Annotated in this window: 17 protein-coding genes and 1 pseudogene; 6 read left to right on the forward strand and 12 right to left on the reverse strand. The window is 64.0% G+C overall.

Annotation, left to right across the window (positions count from 1 at the left end):
* Position 1: 1 nt before the first annotated feature.
* The 3 genes and pseudogenes from A6B35_RS02230 to A6B35_RS02235 all read right to left on the reverse strand — a co-directional run bounded on the left by A6B35_RS02230 (position 2) and on the right by A6B35_RS02235 (position 1,740).
* A complete protein-coding gene (locus tag A6B35_RS02230; RefSeq protein ID WP_006204851.1) occupies positions 2-904 on the reverse strand; it encodes a branched-chain amino acid ABC transporter permease in 903 nt (300 codons plus the stop codon).
* A 349-nt stretch (positions 905-1,253) separates the two neighbouring features.
* Positions 1,254-1,346, reverse strand: a pseudogene (locus A6B35_RS37330) (proline racemase family protein); the annotation flags it as partial.
* 7 nt (positions 1,347-1,353) lie between these two features.
* Complete coding sequence (locus A6B35_RS02235) at positions 1,354-1,740, reverse strand: ectoine synthase (RefSeq protein WP_006204849.1); 387 nt, start codon at positions 1,738-1,740, stop codon at positions 1,354-1,356.
* A gap of 99 nt (positions 1,741-1,839) precedes the next feature.
* On the opposite strand from A6B35_RS02235, the gene A6B35_RS02240 reads away from it, so the two are divergent.
* Positions 1,840-2,748: a LysR substrate-binding domain-containing protein gene (locus A6B35_RS02240; RefSeq protein ID WP_006204847.1), complete on the forward strand. Its 909-nt coding sequence runs from the start codon at positions 1,840-1,842 to the stop codon at positions 2,746-2,748.
* On the opposite strand, the gene A6B35_RS02245 is transcribed toward A6B35_RS02240, so the two are convergent.
* Genes A6B35_RS02245 through A6B35_RS02255 form a run of 3 tightly spaced genes read right to left on the reverse strand, consistent with a single transcriptional unit; the run spans position 2,741 to position 6,010 of the window.
* Positions 2,741-3,742, reverse strand: coding sequence for a 4-hydroxyproline epimerase (locus tag A6B35_RS02245; protein ID WP_006204845.1), 1,002 nt, complete (start codon positions 3,740-3,742; stop codon positions 2,741-2,743). The genes A6B35_RS02240 and A6B35_RS02245 overlap by 8 nt on opposite strands.
* A gap of 15 nt (positions 3,743-3,757) precedes the next feature.
* On the reverse strand, positions 3,758-5,077 hold the full coding sequence (locus A6B35_RS02250; RefSeq protein ID WP_006204844.1) for an NAD(P)/FAD-dependent oxidoreductase: 1,320 nt from the start codon (positions 5,075-5,077) through the stop codon (positions 3,758-3,760).
* Positions 5,078-5,116: 39 nt separating this feature from the next.
* On the reverse strand, positions 5,117-6,010 hold the full coding sequence (locus A6B35_RS02255; protein ID WP_006204843.1) for a dihydrodipicolinate synthase family protein: 894 nt from the start codon (positions 6,008-6,010) through the stop codon (positions 5,117-5,119).
* 100 nt (positions 6,011-6,110) lie between these two features.
* On the opposite strand from A6B35_RS02255, the gene A6B35_RS02260 reads away from it, so the two are divergent.
* Positions 6,111-6,770, forward strand: a complete 660-nt coding sequence (locus tag A6B35_RS02260; RefSeq protein ID WP_006204842.1) for a GntR family transcriptional regulator — start codon at positions 6,111-6,113, stop codon at positions 6,768-6,770.
* A 12-nt stretch (positions 6,771-6,782) separates the two neighbouring features.
* Here the strand turns inward: A6B35_RS02260 and A6B35_RS02265 are convergent, their stop codons facing one another.
* A complete protein-coding gene (locus A6B35_RS02265) occupies positions 6,783-7,106 on the reverse strand; it encodes a winged helix-turn-helix transcriptional regulator (RefSeq protein WP_040583578.1) in 324 nt (107 codons plus the stop codon).
* A 156-nt stretch (positions 7,107-7,262) separates the two neighbouring features.
* On the opposite strand from A6B35_RS02265, the gene A6B35_RS02270 reads away from it, so the two are divergent.
* A complete protein-coding gene (locus A6B35_RS02270) occupies positions 7,263-7,592 on the forward strand; it encodes a nuclear transport factor 2 family protein (protein ID WP_006204840.1) in 330 nt (109 codons plus the stop codon).
* Positions 7,593-7,644: 52 nt separating this feature from the next.
* Here A6B35_RS02270 and A6B35_RS02275 read toward each other — a convergent pair whose 3' ends face one another.
* The 3 genes from A6B35_RS02275 to A6B35_RS02285 form a co-directional block, all read right to left on the reverse strand.
* Positions 7,645-7,959, reverse strand: a complete 315-nt coding sequence (locus A6B35_RS02275; protein ID WP_006204839.1) for a hypothetical protein — start codon at positions 7,957-7,959, stop codon at positions 7,645-7,647.
* A 271-nt stretch (positions 7,960-8,230) separates the two neighbouring features.
* Positions 8,231-8,536 carry a hypothetical protein gene (locus A6B35_RS02280; protein WP_006204838.1) on the reverse strand — a complete coding sequence of 102 codons (306 nt, stop codon included), beginning with the start codon at positions 8,534-8,536 and terminating at the stop codon, positions 8,231-8,233.
* A gap of 343 nt (positions 8,537-8,879) precedes the next feature.
* Positions 8,880-10,376: a CoA-acylating methylmalonate-semialdehyde dehydrogenase gene (locus A6B35_RS02285; RefSeq protein ID WP_006204837.1), complete on the reverse strand. Its 1,497-nt coding sequence runs from the start codon at positions 10,374-10,376 to the stop codon at positions 8,880-8,882.
* A gap of 364 nt (positions 10,377-10,740) precedes the next feature.
* On the opposite strand from A6B35_RS02285, the gene A6B35_RS02290 reads away from it, so the two are divergent.
* The 3 genes from A6B35_RS02290 to A6B35_RS02300 all read left to right on the forward strand — a co-directional run bounded on the left by A6B35_RS02290 (position 10,741) and on the right by A6B35_RS02300 (position 14,315).
* Positions 10,741-11,622: a LysR family transcriptional regulator gene (locus A6B35_RS02290; protein WP_006204836.1), complete on the forward strand. Its 882-nt coding sequence runs from the start codon at positions 10,741-10,743 to the stop codon at positions 11,620-11,622.
* Positions 11,623-11,715: 93 nt separating this feature from the next.
* Positions 11,716-12,156, forward strand: coding sequence for a phospholipase A2 family protein (locus tag A6B35_RS02295; protein WP_006204835.1), 441 nt, complete (start codon positions 11,716-11,718; stop codon positions 12,154-12,156).
* Positions 12,153-14,315 carry a phospholipase D-like domain-containing protein gene (locus A6B35_RS02300; RefSeq protein WP_040583575.1) on the forward strand — a complete coding sequence of 721 codons (2,163 nt, stop codon included), beginning with the start codon at positions 12,153-12,155 and terminating at the stop codon, positions 14,313-14,315. The genes A6B35_RS02295 and A6B35_RS02300 overlap by 4 nt, the downstream gene beginning before the upstream one ends.
* Positions 14,316-14,388: 73 nt before the next feature.
* On the opposite strand, the gene A6B35_RS02305 is transcribed toward A6B35_RS02300, so the two are convergent.
* Complete coding sequence (locus tag A6B35_RS02305; RefSeq protein ID WP_006204833.1) at positions 14,389-15,645, reverse strand: D-amino acid dehydrogenase; 1,257 nt, start codon at positions 15,643-15,645, stop codon at positions 14,389-14,391.
* 88 nt (positions 15,646-15,733) lie between these two features.
* Positions 15,734-16,882 (reverse strand): alanine racemase, encoded by a 1,149-nt coding sequence (gene alr / locus A6B35_RS02310; protein ID WP_006204832.1) that lies wholly within the window; start codon positions 16,880-16,882, stop codon positions 15,734-15,736.
* Positions 16,883-16,957 lie beyond the last annotated feature (75 nt).

Below are 16,957 nucleotides of genomic sequence, written 5' to 3' on the forward strand. Positions count from 1 at the left end.
CTCAGACCTTTTCGACTTCTGGCCGGCCCAGAATGCCGGAAGGCAGGAAGATCAGCACGATCGCCAGGATCGAGAACGCGGCGACGTCCTTGTAGTCGATGGAGAAATAGGCCGACCACATGCTCTCGATGAAGCCGATCAGCAGGCCCCCGAGCACGGCACCGGGCAGCGAGCCGATACCGCCGAGCACGGCCGCGGTGAAGGCCTTCACGCCCGGCACGAAGCCATCGGAGAACACCACAACGCCGTAGTACATCAGGAACAGCGTGCCGGCGACCGCGGCAAGGGCTGCGCCCATGATGAAGGTGATCGAGATGGTACGGTCGACATCGACGCCGAGCAATGCCGCCATCTTGCGATCCTGCTCGCAGGCGCGCTGCGCCCGGCCAAGCGAGGTCTTGTTGACCAGGTACCAGAACAATGCAAGCAGGACCACCGTGACCAGAACGATGATGATCTGCTTCAGCGACACGCTGACGCCCTCGACCGTGTAGACCTTAGACACCAGCGGCGGGATCGGCTTGTTGCGCGGCCCTTGCGTCACCTGGACGAAGTTGGACAGCGCGATCGACATGCCGATCGCGGTGATCAGCGGCGCCAGCCGGAACGAACCGCGCAGCGGCCGGTAAGCCACCTTTTCGATGGTCCAGTTGTAGAGGCTGGTCAGAAGCATCGCCACGATCATCATGATCAGCAGGGCGATGACGACCGGCACTGAATAGAACAGCGCGCCGAGGATGAGGAAGACGATGAGGGCGGTGAATGCGCCGACCATGAAAATGTCGCCATGGGCGAAATTGATCATGCCGATGATGCCGTAGACCATCGTATAGCCGATTGCGATCAGCCCATAGATCGATCCCAGCGTCAGCCCGTTGATAAGCTGCTGGACGAAGTACTGCATACTGCCGTGGCTCCCCTGGAATGTCGCCTTTGTGGACGCATTCCTTTTCGTATTTCCCCTAGTCGTAAAGTTTCGAGCCCGGATTGCAACGTGATTTTTCAATCGTCGAACGTGTTTTGCCGGCACGCCATCCGATTGCCCGTTTTTTCGCTACCCGACCCCTGGACTATCGCGGACCCTATCATTGGCATAACGCAATGTCTTTGACGATTCAGCCGTATCATGCACCCCATTTCGAAGAAATCGCCGTCAAAATTAGGTGATGGGCAGGATCGTTGCGCCGGCAAAGGCCGTCCCGTTTGCGCTCCTGCTGTTCCGCCTGGTCAGGATTCTCCCTGTTCGACGACGAACCATGCGCCAACGGGTCGCGGTCGTCGATGAAAATGGTGTTCAATCCGGTCATGCGCGCCGCCCAGCCGCCGACAGAGGGGATGATCGTGCGGCAAGGGTCAGTAAGCCGAGCCGCCGTCCCGACCGAGAACGTGCCGCTCGGTGCCGTTCAACGGGGGGTTGAACACACTGACTAGGACCATGTCGCTGGCCGCGTCCGCACGCAGATAATGCTCGTCATGCTCGTCGAGCACATAGATCGTGCCCGGCTCGATTCGATGCACGTGGCCGGACATGTCTTCGACCTCACCCGCACCGGCGATGCAGTAGCAGGCCTCGAAATGCCGCCGGTAATGCAGGCGTGATTCGCTGCCTGCACGCACGACGGTATGGCAGACGGTGAAGCCCATGCCGTCCCGCTGCGTCAACAGGCGATGGCTCGTGCCATTGCCCCAATCGACGAAGAAGTCAGATTTTTCTACATCAGTCAGTTGTCTTGTAAACATGATCGTTCTCTCAGAAGCCACACCTACCGCACGAATGCCGCAGCGAAGGCAGGCTTTCAAATGATTGCTTCTCACGCGATATGTTCGTAAATTTTACAGATGGACTACATCCCACTGAATGCCGTTCGCGCTTTCGAGGCGGCTGCCCGCCATCTGAGCTTTTCGGCTGCCGGCGAAGAGCTTCACGTCACCCATCCCGCCATCAGCCACCAGATCAGGCGGCTGGAGGAATGGCTGGGCGTCTCGCTCTTTCACCGGGATGCCCGCAAGGTCCGCCTGACGGAAGCGGGGGTGATCCTGCAGGCCTCGGCGAGCGGCGCGCTTGCCGAACTCGGCGCCACGTGCCGCCGGATTCGGCGCAATGCCGGGCTTGAGACGTTGTCCGTGGGCTGTATTCCATCCATCGCCAGCCGCTGGCTGGTGCCGCGTCTGTCGGACTTCACCGCGCGTCATCCCGGTATCGGCATGAGGGTCGCCTACGCCAAGGCCGACGAGAGGCTCGGCGACGGCCAGAACGACGTGCTGATCACGCTCGGTGCCGATCCATCTCCCGACGTCACCAGCCTAAAGCTGTTTTCACGCTTCAATCGACCGGTATGCAGCCCACACTATCTCGCCGGCAGCAAGCATCTGCGCACGCCGGCCGGCATCGCCGTCGCCGACCTTCTGCACGACGAGACTCGCCAGGGCTGGCGTGAATGGTTTCTGGAGGCCGGACTGCCCGGGGTCGATGTGGGCAACGGACCGGTTTTTGCCGACTTCAACATTCTTGCCACGGCGGTCATCGCCGGTCACGGCGTGGCGCTCTGTCCGGTCGAGGTTTTTCGCGACGAGTTGAGGCGCGGCGACCTGATCGTTCTGTCGGAGGTCGCAACGAACCGCGACAAGGGCTACTTCCTGACGATGTCGGCGCAAGCCTCTCCGGCAGCGCTCAAATTCGCCGACTGGTTTCGCCAGGAGGTCTCAGCCGACAAACAATCCCAGGCCGGCCCAATCGACATCACTTGACGATGAACCCATGCGCGAACGGATCGCGGTCGTCGATGAAGATGGTGTTCAGTCCGGTCATCCGCGCCCAGCCGCCGATCGAGGGGATGATCGCCGGCTTGCCCGCGACAGCAACCTCCTTTTCGACGTTGCCCTTGAACAGCGAGCCGATGATCGACTCATGGACGAAGCTGTCGCCGGCCTTGAGCTTGCCCTTGGCATGGAGCTGCGCCATGCGCGCCGAGGTGCCGGTGCCGCAAGGTGAACGATCGATCGCCTTGTCGCCGTAGAAGACGGCATTGCGTGCATCCGCTTCAGGGTGTGTCGGCTTGCCGGTCCACAGCATGTGCGACAGCCGGTTGATGCCCGGGTTCTCGGGATGCTCGAATGTGTACTTCTCGTTCAGCCGTTGCCGCACCACCGGGCTCCAGGCGATGAGGTCGCCGGCGGAATGATCGGCCATGTCCCGATAATTCTCCTGGGGCTCGACGATGGCGTAGAAATTGCCGCCATAGGCGACGTCGACCTTGATCTCGCCGAGCTGCGGACATTCCACCGTCAGGCCCTCGGCATAGAGGAAGGAAGGCACATTGGTGATGCGCACCTCCTCGACATACTCGCCGACCTGTTTGTACTCGGCGATGACAAGGCCGGCCGGCGTGTCGAGCCTCAGCACCCCCGGTGTCTTCGGCTTGATCAGCCCGTGCTCGATCGCCATCGTCACCGTGCCGATCGTGCCGTGGCCGCACATCGGCAAGCAGCCCGAGGTCTCGATGAACAGGATGGCGATGTCGCAATCCTCGCGCGTCGGCGGATAGAGGATCGAGCCCGACATCACGTCGTGGCCGCGCGGTTCGAACATCAGCCCGGTGCGGATCCAGTCATATTCGGCGAGGAAATGTGCGCGCCGCTCCATCATCGTCGAACCCTGGAGCAGTGGCCCGCCGCCGGCGACCAGCCGCACCGGATTACCGCAGGTATGGCCGTCGATGCAGAAGAAGGATTGCTTGGCCATGACGTCTCCTGGAACTCAAAACCGTTGTGGACTGAAGGAAGCGAGATCGATCGGCGGAGTCTGCCCGAGAACCAGATCGCGGATCAAGCGGCCGGTGGCCGCCGACTGGGTCAGGCCGAGATGGCCGTGGCCGAAGGCATAGATCACAGATGCGCTGTTTCGGGCAGCGCCGATGACCGGCAGCGAATCCGGCAGCGACGGACGGAACCCCATCCATTCGCGACCATCGGCCGGATCGAGCCCCGGCAGGAAGGCTTTCGCCTTTTCCAGCAGCGCCTTCGAGCGGGCATAGTTGGGTGGCCGCTCGATGCCGCCGAGTTCGACGGCGCCGCCGACCCGCAGGCCGGTGTCCAGAGGCGTGATGACGAAGCCATGGCCGGAGAAGATCAGTTGCCGCTTCACGTCGAAAGCGGTCTTCGGCAGCGTCGTGTTGTAGCCGCGCTCGGTCTCCAGCGGGATGCGCTCGCCGAGGTTTTTCGCTAGCAGATGCGACCATGCGCCGGCGGCGATGATGAGCTGCCTTGCCCGTCGCGTGGTGCCATCGGCAAGCGTCAGCGTCGCACCGTCCTGGCCCGCATCGACACGCTCGATCCGGGTCTTTTCGAAGCGGGCGCCCAGACCCTCGGCATAGGCCCAGACCGCCTTGCCGAGTAGTTTGGGATCAGCGACGGTCTTCCATCCCGGCACGAACGTGGCCTTGACGAAACGCGGCGACAGGCCTGGCTGCAGCCCCGCCAGTTCCTCGCCCTCAACATGGCGGAAGCCGATGCCAAAGCGCTCACGCGCTGCCCAACTCGGCAGCGAAGCGCGAAACTCGGCCTCGCTCTCGTAAAACTCCAGCGAGCCGTCCTCGCGCAGCATCGGCCGCGTGCCGGAACGATCGAGCAGGCCCATCCATTCGGCCTCGGCAAGCCGCATCATGCCGACCTGCGCCGCAAGGCTGGCCTCGTAGAGATCAGCCCGCCCGGCGCGCCAGAAGCGGAACAGCCAGGGCAGGAGTTTCGGCAGATAGGCGGGCGGAATGCTGAGCGGCCCCAGTGGATCGGCAAGCCATTTCGGCAATTGCCGGATCATGCCCTTATGCGCGAGCGGCAGCACATCGGAAAAGGCGAAGGCGGCGGCATTGCCGGAACTCGTCTCCTCGCAAATGCCGGTTCGATCGAAGATCGTGACGTTTCTCCCCGCCTCGGTGAGATAGGCGGCGGCACAGATGCCGATGATGCCGCCACCGACGATGGCGATATCTTCCCCTTCTCCCTGTTCACGGGGAGAAGGTGCCCGAAGGGCGGATGAGGGGCTGCGCCCTTCCTCTGCCGATTTGGAATTTCCTTGCACGTGGGCACTACCCCTTGTCAGGCTGCCGCAAGAGATTACTCAAAACTGCGGCAGCTTCGGCCGCACTGCCAATGCGTCCTTGACGATCTTCTCGACCGCCTTGCGGCGCTCGCCTGACAGCGGCTGGCGCGGCATGCGCACGCGGTCGTTGGTGTTGATCGCAAACACTTCCGCCAGCTTGATGTTCTGCACCAGATAGGTCGACACGTCGAGGTCGAGCAGCGGCCGGAACCAGCGATAGATGGAGAGAGCCTCCTCGCGGCGACCCTGCTTCATCAGCTGGTAGATGGCGACCGTCTCGCGCGGGAAGGCGGTGACCAGCCCAGCCACCCAGCCGATGGCGCCGACCGACAGCGCCTCGAAGGCGAGGTTGTCGACGCCGGTGAACAGGTCGTAGCGTGTGCCGAGGCGGTTGATGATCTCAGTCGAGCGACGGATGTCGTCGGAGGATTCCTTGATGGCGACAAAGCGCTTGTCGGCCGCCAGTTCCTCCATCTGGTCGACGGTCACGTCGACGCGGTAGGCGAGCCGGTTGGAGTAGATCATGACCGGCAGGTCGCCGGCCTCGGCGACGGCGCGGAGCGCCGCGACCGTCTCTTCCTCATTGGTGTGATAGATCGGGCTCGGCACGACCATCAGTCCGTTGGCGCCTTCCTTGGCGGCGCGGCGCGCGATGCTGGCCGCCTCGCGGGTGCCGGCCTCGTTGACCGTCAGTAGCACCGGCTTCTTGCCGGCGACCTTCTGCGCCGTCTTCAGCACCTCGATCTTCTCGTCATGCGACAGCATCGGCCCTTCGCCGAGCGAGCCGCAAACGATGATGCCGTCGCAACCGGCCTCCATCTGCAGTGCAAAGCAGCGCTCCATCTCGGCATGGTCGAGGCGGTCGTCCTCGGTGAATTTGGTCGTGACGGCGGGGAAAACTCCGGTCCACATAGCTGCCTCTCCATCTGATATATCAGTGATATATTTGACAGGAAACCCGCTGTCAATGCGGAATCTGTTATGATATATTTAAAATATATCAGAGGGTGCGATGACATTGTGGGATGATATATCTGGCTCCGCGCCGGCGGCCGCAAAGGCCTATCGCATGCTCGAGCACATGATCGTGACGCTCGAACTGGCGCCGGCCAGTTTCGTCACCGAAGGCGCGCTGATCGAGCGCCTCGGCCTTGGCCGCACGCCGGTGCGCGAGGCGATCCAGCGCCTGGCCTGGGAAGGACTGCTCGATGTCCGGCCGCGCGCCGGCATCGCGATTGCTCCGCTCCATCCCGGTGACTGGCTGCGCGTCCTCGACGCGCGTCGCGGCGTCGAGGTGGTGCTCGCCCGCTCGGCCGCACGCTTCGTCACCCGCGAGGCCGCCGACCTGTTTCACGAAGCCGCCCTTGCCATGCAGAAGGCGGTGATCTCGGGCAATGTGCTGGCCTTCATCCAGGCCGACAAGGCACTCGACGAGGCGCTGGCGCTGGCCGCCGACAACCCGTTCGCGGCGCGGCTTGCCGCACCCCTGCAGACCCACAGCCGCCGCTTCTGGTTCCGCTACAAGGCCGATACCGGGCTCGCCGAATCGGCCGAGCACCATGTCGCGCTGATCCGCTCGATCCTCGATGGCGACGAGGAAGGAGCAGCCAAGGACGCCAAGCGGCTGATGGCGCTGCTGCGTGGCCATGCCGAGACGGCGGCGACGCGATAGACGAAACCGGAGTCAGCCTTCGGCCGGCTCTTTCTGCGCCGCCCATTTCAACAAGGCGTCGAGAGCCGGGCATAGCGCCTGGCCCCAGTCGGTCAGGCAGTACTCGACCTTCGGCGGCACCTGGTGATGCACGACGCGGCGCACGATGCCGTCGGCCTCCATTTGCCGCAGCTGCTGGATCAGCATCTTCTGCGAGATCGCCGGGATCGCCCGTTCGAGATCGGAAAAGCGCAGCACCTTGCCGCCGAACAGGTGAAACAGGATCACCAGTTTCCAACGGCCTTCCAGAATGCGCAGCGCATTCTCGACGCCGCTCGCCGCGGACGACGGCGTCAGCCCCTCATCCTCACCTTCGGGCTCGTCCTTACTTTCAGGTAAGTACCTTACTTTTTCGTCGGTTCTTGTCATTTCTTCAGCATATCTCATTTTAGGGACCGGACAAGCGCCGCGGACGTCAGGTCGACGGCGGCAATCGGAACCGGAGACGAACCCATGACCGTAAAACTTCCCCAGCCTCTGGTGGATTATTTTGCCGCCAAGAACAGGCATGACATCGACGGGATGCTCATCCCCTTCTCGCCGCACGCCACGGTCCGGGATGAAGGCAAAACCCATCAGGGGGCAGTCGCCATCCGTGACTGGATGGAAGCAACCACACGCAAATATCGGGTGACGGTCGAGGTTGCCGATGCGACGGCCGATGGCAATGCATGGCGGGTCGCCGGCATCGTGTCGGGCAATTTCCCCGGCAGTCCGGCGACGCTCCATTACAACTTCACGCTGGCCGACGAAGGGATCACGCGCTTGGACATCGGCGCATGACGATCGTTCATCGGCTTTGACGGCGGGCGCGCAAGGGACGGCGCCTGTTCCGTTATGCATCGTGGCCGGACTGGGCCACCACGTTTTCCCAATTGTTGCCGGCCGCAATGATGCAGCTCGTGCCGGTGACATCGGTGACGACGATCGTCCAGGTTCCGCTCTCAGCGACGAAGACTTCCATGATCGCGGTCTGACCGATCAGCCCGAACGCAAACTGCTTTTCCTGGAAATTCTCGCTCAGATGCGCAACGAGAACGCCGTGCTCAACGCAGAACTGGTACTGGGCGCTGGCGGCACTCGTGCCCATCGCCAGTGCACCGGCAAGAACCAGGGTCTTCACCCAAGCTGACAGAGATTTGCGTGCCATAAAGCACCTCCTTTGCCATCGCGTCCCGGCAAGAAGAGGTGGTTGACGGCCTCATTTTGCCGGGGCGACCCAGGCCGGTTCCGACGTCATCATCGCGTCGCTCCTTTCTGTGTTCCGGTCTGCCGTCCAGCGGATGTTCCCGCTATGTTCCATATATGGTGCTGGCCAAGGAAAATAACAAGCGGGCGCCGCGCGGGGACGCCCGCTTGTTCCTTTTTGGATCCGAAAAACAGTCGCGGCCTGGCCATGCCGCAACAGCCTTGGAAAACCTTCAGGTACCCGGCAGGGCAGCCACCATCGTCGCACCGTCCCAACCTTCGCCCGCCATGATGACGCAACTCTGACCTTGCGTGTCGGTGGCAAGGAGCGTCCAGGTGCCCTGCTCGGAAACGAAAACCTCAAGGATGACGCTTGGATTGACCAGACCGCGCGCTGTTTCGCTTTCGTGGAACTTGTCGCCGAGCGCCTTGACCACGTCCGCGCGCGGCGCGCATTGCGCGGCCGCTTTCGCTTGAGCCGCTCCGGCAGACATCGCAACTGCCGCAACGGCCATCGTCGCCCAAAAACCTCGTGTCATCCGACACCTCCTCGCGCCAGACGAGACCCCGGCTGCTACCGGCGCTGTTGATTGGCCTGCATCTCGGCAGGAATACAGCCTAAGGCGGATGATCGTCTGTTGGTTCCATCACACAGCCATGGAACAGTTAGAGCGCGGATGCTCTCTGAACGTGATGCATCACGCGGATCGCTGCGGAGGCATGCCCAAATAGAAAGAAAGCGCGGCTTGCACCGCGCTTTCTCAATGTGTTTGGCTTTCTCGGCTCAGTTCATCGTCGGGATGACGAATTCCGCACCGTCCTTGATGCCTGCCCGCGCGCCCGCAGCCGAAGGCGAGGACGCGCAAGCGAGAAAACGTCCGGTCAGTTCATCGTCGGGATGACGAACTCGGCACCGTCCTTGATGCCGGACGGCCAGCGCGAGGTGACCGTCTTGGTCTTGGTGTAGAAACGGAACGCGTCCGGGCCGTGCTGGTTGAGGTCGCCGAAGGACGACGCCTTCCAGCCGCCAAACGTGTAGTACGCGATCGGAACCGGGATCGGCACGTTGACGCCGACCATGCCGACCTGGACCCGCGAGGCAAAGTCGCGCGCCGCATCGCCGTCACGGGTGAAGATGGCGACGCCATTGCCCATCTCGTGGTCGTTGGCGAGCTTGATGGCGTTTTCGTAGGTTGGCGCACGCACCACCGAGAGCACCGGCCCGAAGATCTCTTCCTTGTAGATGCGCATGTCGGCGGTGACGTTGTCGAACAGGCAGCCGCCCATATAGTAGCCGTTCTCGTAGCCCTGCATGGAGAAGCCGCGACCGTCGACGACCAGGCTGGCGCCTTCCTTGACGCCGGCGTCGACATAGCCCTTGACCCGCTCCAGCGCCTGCGCCGTCACCAGCGGACCGAAATCGGCGGAAGAGTCCGTCGACGGGCCGACCTTCAGGCTTTCGACGCGCGGGATGAGCTTTTCCATCAGCCGGTTGGCGGTGTCGTTGCCGACCGGCACGGCCACCGAGATCGCCATGCAGCGCTCGCCGGCCGAGCCGTAGCCGGCGCCGATCAGCGCGTCGACGGTCTGGTCCATGTCGGCGTCGGGCATGATGATCATGTGGTTCTTGGCGCCGCCGAAGCACTGCACGCGCTTGCCGGCTGCGGTGCCGCGCGAATAAATGTAGTGGGCGATCGGCGTCGAGCCGACGAAGCCGACGGCCTTGATGTCCGGATCGTCGAGGATGGCGTCGACCACTTCCTTGTCGCCATTGACGACGTTGAGGATGCCGGCAGGCAGGCCGGCCTCGAGGAACAGTTCGGCGATGCGGATCGGCACGCCCGGATCACGCTCGGAAGGCTTCAGGATGAAGGCGTTACCGCAGGCGATGGCCGGGGCGATCTTCCACAGCGGGATCATCGCCGGGAAGTTGAACGGGGTGATGCCGGCGACGACGCCGAGCGGCTGGCGCATCGAATAGACGTCGATGCCGGGGCCGGCGCCGTCGGTGAATTCGCCCTTCATCATGTGCGGCGCGCCGACGCAGACTTCGACCACTTCGAGCCCGCGCTGGATGTCGCCCTTGGCGTCGGGGATGGTCTTGCCGTGCTCGCGCGCCAGGATATCGGCCAGTTCGTCATAATCGCGGGCGACCAGTTCGAGAAACTTCATCAGCACGCGCACACGGCGCTGCGGGTTGGTCGCCGCCCATTTCGGCTGCGCCGCCTTGGCGTTCTCGACCGCCGCGCGCAGTTCCGCCTGCGAGGCCAGCGCCACCGTGCCGCGCACGGAGCCGTCCATCGGCTGCATGACGTCCTGCTTGCGGCCGCTGGTGCCGGCGACATGCTTGCCGCCGATGTAATGACCGTATTCGATCATGATCTCTCTCCCTTGTTTTGGATGAGCCATTGTCCGCCTTTGCCGGGGCGATGGCAACGCGAGCCAGAACGCAACCGTTGTGCGGGAAATAGACAACGGAGGTCGAGTGTGCATTAAATGCCGCAAATGACGGATTGCTGAAAAGGCCGAAGCTTGCGTTCCTTCACACCCCCCTCTGTCCTGCCGGACATCTCCCCCGCAAGGGGGGAGATCGGATATCACGCAGGCTTCCGCCAATCACCGGCGTTTAAGGGGAGGCACCATCAAAGAAACTGCCAATCTCCCCCCTTGCGGGGGAGATGGCCGGCAGGCCAGAGGGGGGTGGGCGGGAACGCGGCGCCCGTCACGAATTGGGACCACCCCCATGAACTGGGATGACGTCCGCATCTTCCTCGCCGTGGCGCGCGCCGGGCAGATCCTTGGCGCGGCAAAGCGCCTTGAACTCAACCACGCCACCGTCTCGCGCCGCATCGCAGCGCTCGAGGAAGCACTCAGGACAAAACTGTTTCGCCGGCTCACCACGGGCAGCGAGCTGACGCCGGCGGGCGAACGCTTCCTCGACATTGCCGAGCGCATGGAGAGCGACATGATCGCCGCGCGCTCGACCGTGGCCGGCGAAGGCGACGACATCTCCGGCACGGTGCGCATTGGCGCGCCCGACGGCTTCGGCGTCGCCTTCCTGGCCAAGCACCTCGGCGAGCTGACGACACTCCACCGCGAACTCACCATCCAGCTGGTGCCTGTGCCGCGCTCCTTCTCGCTATCCAGGCGCGAGGCCGACATCGCCATCACCGTCGAGCGGCCGACCGAGGGCCGGCTGGTGGCGGGCAAGCTGGTCGACTACACGCTCGGCCTGTTTGCCTCGCGCACCTACGTCGAGGCGCATGGCCTGCCGCAAACGGCAGCCGCGCTTGGCCAGCACACGCTGATCGGCTATGTGCCCGACCTCATCGTCAGCCCCTCGCTCGACTATGCGGCCGAGTTCAGCGCCGACTGGCGCACCAGCTTCGCCATCTCCTCGGCGCTCGGCCAGGCCGAGGCGGTGCGCTCCGGCGCCGGCATCGGCATCCTGCACACCTTCGTCGCCCGCTCCATGCCGGAGTTGGTGCCTGTCGACATCGTGGCCCCCATCCGCCGCGCCTACTGGCTGGTCTATCACGAATCGGTGAGGCCGCTGCGCCGCGTCCAGGTGGTCGCAAGCTTCATCACCAGGGCGGTGGAGCGGGAGCGCGCGCTGTTCGTCTGAGTGCCTTGCCCTTGCCACAAAATCGGCCAGTGTGGCATCAGCCACCGAGCGGCAAGAGCCGGGTGGACCATTTCGAAAGCTGGCGCGGAAACAATGCGAGCCGTTCTTGCCATCCTGCCGCTGGTTTTCCTGTCGGGCTGCGCCAACCCCTGGACCAAGGTGCCCGAAGCGGAATTGCCGAAGCCGATCCGCTATGCCCTGGCCCGCCCCTCGCCCTTCGTCTTCGGCAATTATTGCGGTCCGGGCACGCGCAGCGGCGACCTGTCGTTGCGGCCGGTCGACCGCCTCGATGCCGCCTGCCAGACCCATGACGCCTGCTACATCGCCCGCCACGATCATTGCGATTGCGACGGCGCGCTTGTCGCCTCGGCAAGGACGATCCGCGACGACAATTCGGCTCCACGGAAAATGCGCAACGAGGCCGAGCTTTTGATCGCCACGTTCGCTGTCCCCGTCTGCAAGGTGTTTCCGCAGGGCTTCATGCCGCCGCGCGATCCCGCCCAGCTCAAGGCGATGAACGGGGCGACGGGGTGAGTAAGCGTAACACTGGATGCCTGGCCCTGCTTTGGCTGGCGGTGGCGGTGCTGGCCGGTTGCGCCGGCCCGCATCGCGGCACATGCGACTTCTTTCCCGGCGAAAACACCTGCACGCGCCCGTCTTTGTCGGCCAAGGCGCCTGGACCGGACATCGCGGCTGCCCAGTATTTCGGCACCTCTGGCGAGAGCGATTACGAGAAGCAGTTCCTGGCGCTTCTCGCCCACAACGAGATCGGTGCCATGGACCGGGCGAACGGCACGGGCCCCTTCGGCCACGACCGCCACGACATCGCCAACAGCGATTTTCAGGCGACATACCGGACGCTGGAACGGCTGGCAAAGTCTGTCGCCGCCACACAGGTGCCGCCGACCGACGGCAAACCTGGTGAAGGCCACTTCACGGCGCGCTGGCGGGTGTCGCGGCAGACGCTTTATGTCGATGCCGCGGCTCGGCCTTCCGAGGCGAAGATTTTCACCTTTTCCGGCCTGCAGGCGCGCTCGGTCGAGATCGTGCTGCGCCAGGCCGGCAGCCAGGCGGTCGACATTGGCGGCACCTGCGACGGGGCGCTGGCGATCCGCGCCGGCGGCCGCTCCCGCACCATGGCCAAGGGTTCGGCCTTCAGCTTCCGCCTGCCGGCAGGCGACACCTCGATCAGCCTGTTTCCGGACGAGACCCTGAACCGCTGCGACTTGAATATCCGCTCCAGCCTGGCGCCGGCCGGCGCGCCGCTCACCATCCTGCGCGAAGAGACCGCCGATCCGGCGCTTGCCGCACTCGACAGCCTCTACGAGCGCTGCCCGGAGCCCGATCCGGCGGGCCTGGAGGGACTTGACCGCGTCTTCTACGCCAGCCGCTGGCTATCGCAGACCTGCGCCATGCCGCTCCGGCAGCCGCGGCTGCTGCGCAAATCGCGCGACGGCTTTAACGCCAAGGTCGAAGCCTTGCTGGGCGCGACGCTGCCTGACAGCGCCTTCGATAAGGGCGACCCGGAATTGCCGCTCGATTTCTCCCACGCGCCAAAACTAAAGCTGATCTATCTGTCGTCGCTGGAGTTCAAGGCGGACTTTTCCGGCCGCATCATCGAGCGGCTGATCCGCCACCATGCCGCTTTGGGCACCAAGGTGCGCATCATGGTGACCGACGTGCTCGAGCGCGAGAAGGACGACGCCATGCTGCACCGGCTGGCGGCGGAGTTCCCCGATGTCGAACTGCAGGAATACCGCTGGCAGGCCGACCGCGGCGCGCCGATCGACGAGCAGCTGTCACAGTTGCATAAGACCCACCACGTCAAGATGCTGGCGACGCTGGCCGAAGACCCCGGCCGCTCGCGCGTCATCATCGGCGGCCGCAACATCCATGACGGCTTCCTGTTCCACAAGCCGGTCGACCTGTCGCGCTACCCCGACCTGCAGCAATACGGCAGGACCGACGGCTTCTCGCTGAACTACTATTCGAATTGGAGCGACTTCGACATCGAGATCGCCGACCCGGCAACAGTCGAAACGCTCGCCGCGCATCTTTCGACCCTGTGGCTGCTCGACGCCGACACAAACATCTCCCGGCCCTTCTCCATCTCGGTCCGCTCAGGCAACCGGCTTCCGTCAGGCGTGGCGCGGCATTTCATCTCCGTGCCCTATGAGGACGGGCATGCGCTGGAGAATTACTTCGTCGAGCTGATCGACACTGCCAAGCACCATATCCAGATCGTCAATCCCTATCTCAACCTGACGCCGAAGCTCGCGCAGGCCTTCGACCGGGCGCTGGGGCGCGGGGTGAAGATCGATATCGTCGGCCGCATCGACCTCAAGGGCGACATCGGCGGCAAGTTCCTCACCGCGCTCAACAAGCTGTTCGTCGAGAAATACGGCGACCGCATCGACATCCGCGAATTCAAGGCGCCGGATGTCGTGCTGCATTCCAAGATCATGATGATCGACGAAAGGCTGGTGACTATCTCGTCGGTCAACCTCAACAACCGCAGCTTCTTCCACGACTCGGAGAACGGCATGATGGTGCTCGATCCCGCCTTCTACCACCGCATGAAGCCGATCTATGACGACTATCTGGCCCATTCGAACCCGGTATCCACCAGGGTGACGATCCCCTGGGCCTACCGGCTGCTGTTCTCAGAGGGTTGGGTGAAACAGGCGTTCTGATGCAATTCCAGGAAAAGTGTGCAGCGGTTTTCCGTCCGGAATTGCGCAAAAACAAACGTTCGATGCTCAAAGGCTACTTCAGATAGCGGTCCGGGCTGAGGTCGCGGGCGTTGATCTCCGGCACCCGGTTGGAGATGATGTCGGCCAGCACCCGGGCTGAGCCGCAGGCCATGGTCCAGCCGAGCGTGCCATGGCCGGTGTTGAGGTAGAGGTTGGACAATTCGCTTTGGCCGACCAGCGGCGGCCCGTCAGGCGTCATCGGCCGCAGGCCGCACCAGAAGCTCGCCGCCTTGAGGTCACCGCCGCCCGGAAACAGATCGCCGACCGAATGCTCCAGCGTGCGCCGGCGCGTTTCGTGCAGCCTGAGATCGAAGCCAGAAATCTCCGCCGTGCCGCCGACGCGGATGCGGTCGCCAAGCCTGGTGATCGCCACCTTGTAGGTCTCGTCCATCACCGTCGAGACGGGTGCGGCGCCGACATCCTTGACCGGCACGGTGATCGAATAGCCCTTGACCGGATAGACCGGGATCGGCCGCTTCAGCTTGCGCATGAATTGCGCCGAATAGCTGCCCATCGCCATCACATAGGCGTCGGCCGATAGTCCGCCCTTGTCGGTGTTGATGTGTTTGATGCGATTGCGGGTCCGCACGATGTACGAGATCGTTGTCCCGTATTCGAAGGTGACGCCGCGCGCCACGCAGAGCTCGGCCATACGGTCGGTGAACATCTTGCAGTCGCCGGTTTCGTCGCCGGGCAGCCTGAGACCGCCGACGAATTTGCCGCGCACGCCGGCCAGGGCCGGCTCGGCTCCGATGCAGCCTTCGCGATCGAGGAGTTCGTAGGGGACGCCGTATTTCTTCAGAACCTCGACGTCGCCGCCGGTGCCGTCGAGCTGCTTTTGCGTGCGAAACAGCTGCAGCGTGCCTTTGGTCCGCTCGTCATAGGCGATGCCGGTCGCCGCGCGCAGCGCCTTCAGCGTATCGCGGCTGTATTCGGCCAAAGGCACCATGCGCGACTTGTTCAGCGCGTAGCGCTCGGCCGTGCAATTGCGCAGCATCTTGAGCAGCCATGTCCACATATGCGGATCGAAGGCGGGCCGCACCACCAGCGGGCCATGCTTCATCAGCAGCCATTTGATCGCCTTCAGCGGAATGCCGGGCCCCGCCCATGGCGAGGCATAGCCCGGCGAGACCTCGCCGGCATTGGCGAAGCTGGTTTCCAGCGCCGGCCCCTTCTGGCGATCGAACACCGTCACCTCATGGCCGGCCTCGGCGAGATAATAGGCGGTGGTGACCCCGATCACGCCGCCGCCCAGCACGAAGATCTTCATCGCATCACTCTCCACGACGACGTCTCGTCAGGCCGGGTCGTCATGCTCTGTCTGCCGGATTTTCGAGCGTCCGCCAAGTACCGCCTTGCTACCCGTTCACGTAGCGCCGGTGAAAGCGCGGCCCGAGGCTGGTCAGGATCTCGTAGCCGATCGTGCCGGCATGGCCGGCCGCCTCGTCGACGCTCTGCGACGGGCCGAGCAGTTCGACAAGGTCACCCTCGCCGAGCGTGCCCACGGGGAGCGCGGAAATGTCGAGGATGATCGAATCCATCGATACGCGTCCGAGAAAGGGCAGCCGGACAGTGTCGAACCAGGCGGCCGAGGCGGCGCGGCGATGCCAGCCGTCGGCATAGCCGAGCGAGATCGTCGCAGCTCTCAACGGGCCGGTTGCGCGAAATGTATGGCCATAGCCGACGCCTGCCCCCTTTTCGAGGCTGCGCGTCTGGACGATTTTCGCCTGCAGCCGCACCACCGGCAGCATCGGGTTCGGTTCGCTCGGCGTCGGATTGATGCCGTAGAGCGCCGCCCCAGGACGGGCGAGGTCGAAATGAAAGGCCGTCCCGAGGAAGATGCCGGACGAATTGGCGAGCGAAGCAGGCGCTTCTGGCATCATCTTGCGCAACCGTTCGAAGGCCAGCCACTGCCGCTCATTGGCCGGATGCTGCAGCTCGTCGGCGCAGGCGAGATGGCTCATCACCAGGACGACGTTGACGCCGTCGAAAGCGCGCGGATCGGCGGCGATTGCCTGCACCTCCGCCGGCGGCATGCCGAGCCGCGACATGCCGCTGTCGACCTGGATCGCGGCCGGCAGCTTGCGGCCGGCCTGCTGGCCGGCTTCACCCCAGGCCTTCAGCTGGCCGGCGCTGTTGATGACGGGAACAAGCTCCGCCGCAACCGCTTCCGGTTCCGAGCCAGGCGGCAGGCCGTTGAGGACATGGATCGCCGGTCCGGGGCCGAGCCCCTTGCGCAGCGCCAGGCCTTCGGCGAGCAGCGCGACGAAGAAAGTGGTGCAGCCCTCGGCCGACAGCGCCCTTGCCACGGGCGCCGCGCCCAGGCCATAACCATCGGCCTTGACGACACCGGCGCACGGCACGCCGCCCAATTGCGCCTTCAGCCGCCGGTAGTTTTCACGGATGGCGCCGAGATCGATGGTCAGGATGGCGCCGGCCACCGCTTCACTGACCGGCTCACCTTGCGTGGCGATGCTTTCGGGGACGTTTTTGGAGGCGTCGTTCATACCGACCCTGTGCGAAGCAGCTCAGCATCCATAAGACCACGAAACCGACGCAGCGACCATGCGCGATCGCGCTGG

It is taken from the genome of Mesorhizobium amorphae CCNWGS0123, assembly GCF_001686985.1.
Lineage (GTDB): Bacteria > Pseudomonadota > Alphaproteobacteria > Rhizobiales > Rhizobiaceae > Mesorhizobium > Mesorhizobium amorphae.

Coding starts and splice junctions, on each gene's coding strand:
- A6B35_RS02230 (WP_006204851.1), bottom strand. CDS start 904: ATGCAGTACTTCGTCCAGCAGCTTATCAACGGGCTGACGCTGGGATCG.
- A6B35_RS02235 (WP_006204849.1), bottom strand. CDS start 1,740: ATGTTTACAAGACAACTGACTGATGTAGAAAAATCTGACTTCTTCGTC.
- A6B35_RS02240 (WP_006204847.1), top strand. CDS start 1,840: ATGGACTACATCCCACTGAATGCCGTTCGCGCTTTCGAGGCGGCTGCC.
- A6B35_RS02245 (WP_006204845.1), bottom strand. CDS start 3,742: ATGGCCAAGCAATCCTTCTTCTGCATCGACGGCCATACCTGCGGTAAT.
- A6B35_RS02255 (WP_006204843.1), bottom strand. CDS start 6,010: ATGTGGACCGGAGTTTTCCCCGCCGTCACGACCAAATTCACCGAGGAC.
- A6B35_RS02260 (WP_006204842.1), top strand. CDS start 6,111: ATGACATTGTGGGATGATATATCTGGCTCCGCGCCGGCGGCCGCAAAG.
- A6B35_RS02270 (WP_006204840.1), top strand. CDS start 7,263: ATGACCGTAAAACTTCCCCAGCCTCTGGTGGATTATTTTGCCGCCAAG.
- A6B35_RS02275 (WP_006204839.1), bottom strand. CDS start 7,959: ATGGCACGCAAATCTCTGTCAGCTTGGGTGAAGACCCTGGTTCTTGCC.
- A6B35_RS02280 (WP_006204838.1), bottom strand. CDS start 8,536: ATGACACGAGGTTTTTGGGCGACGATGGCCGTTGCGGCAGTTGCGATG.
- A6B35_RS02285 (WP_006204837.1), bottom strand. CDS start 10,376: ATGATCGAATACGGTCATTACATCGGCGGCAAGCATGTCGCCGGCACC.
- A6B35_RS02290 (WP_006204836.1), top strand. CDS start 10,741: ATGAACTGGGATGACGTCCGCATCTTCCTCGCCGTGGCGCGCGCCGGG.
- A6B35_RS02295 (WP_006204835.1), top strand. CDS start 11,716: ATGCGAGCCGTTCTTGCCATCCTGCCGCTGGTTTTCCTGTCGGGCTGC.
- A6B35_RS02305 (WP_006204833.1), bottom strand. CDS start 15,645: ATGAAGATCTTCGTGCTGGGCGGCGGCGTGATCGGGGTCACCACCGCC.
- alr (WP_006204832.1), bottom strand. CDS start 16,882: ATGAACGACGCCTCCAAAAACGTCCCCGAAAGCATCGCCACGCAAGGT.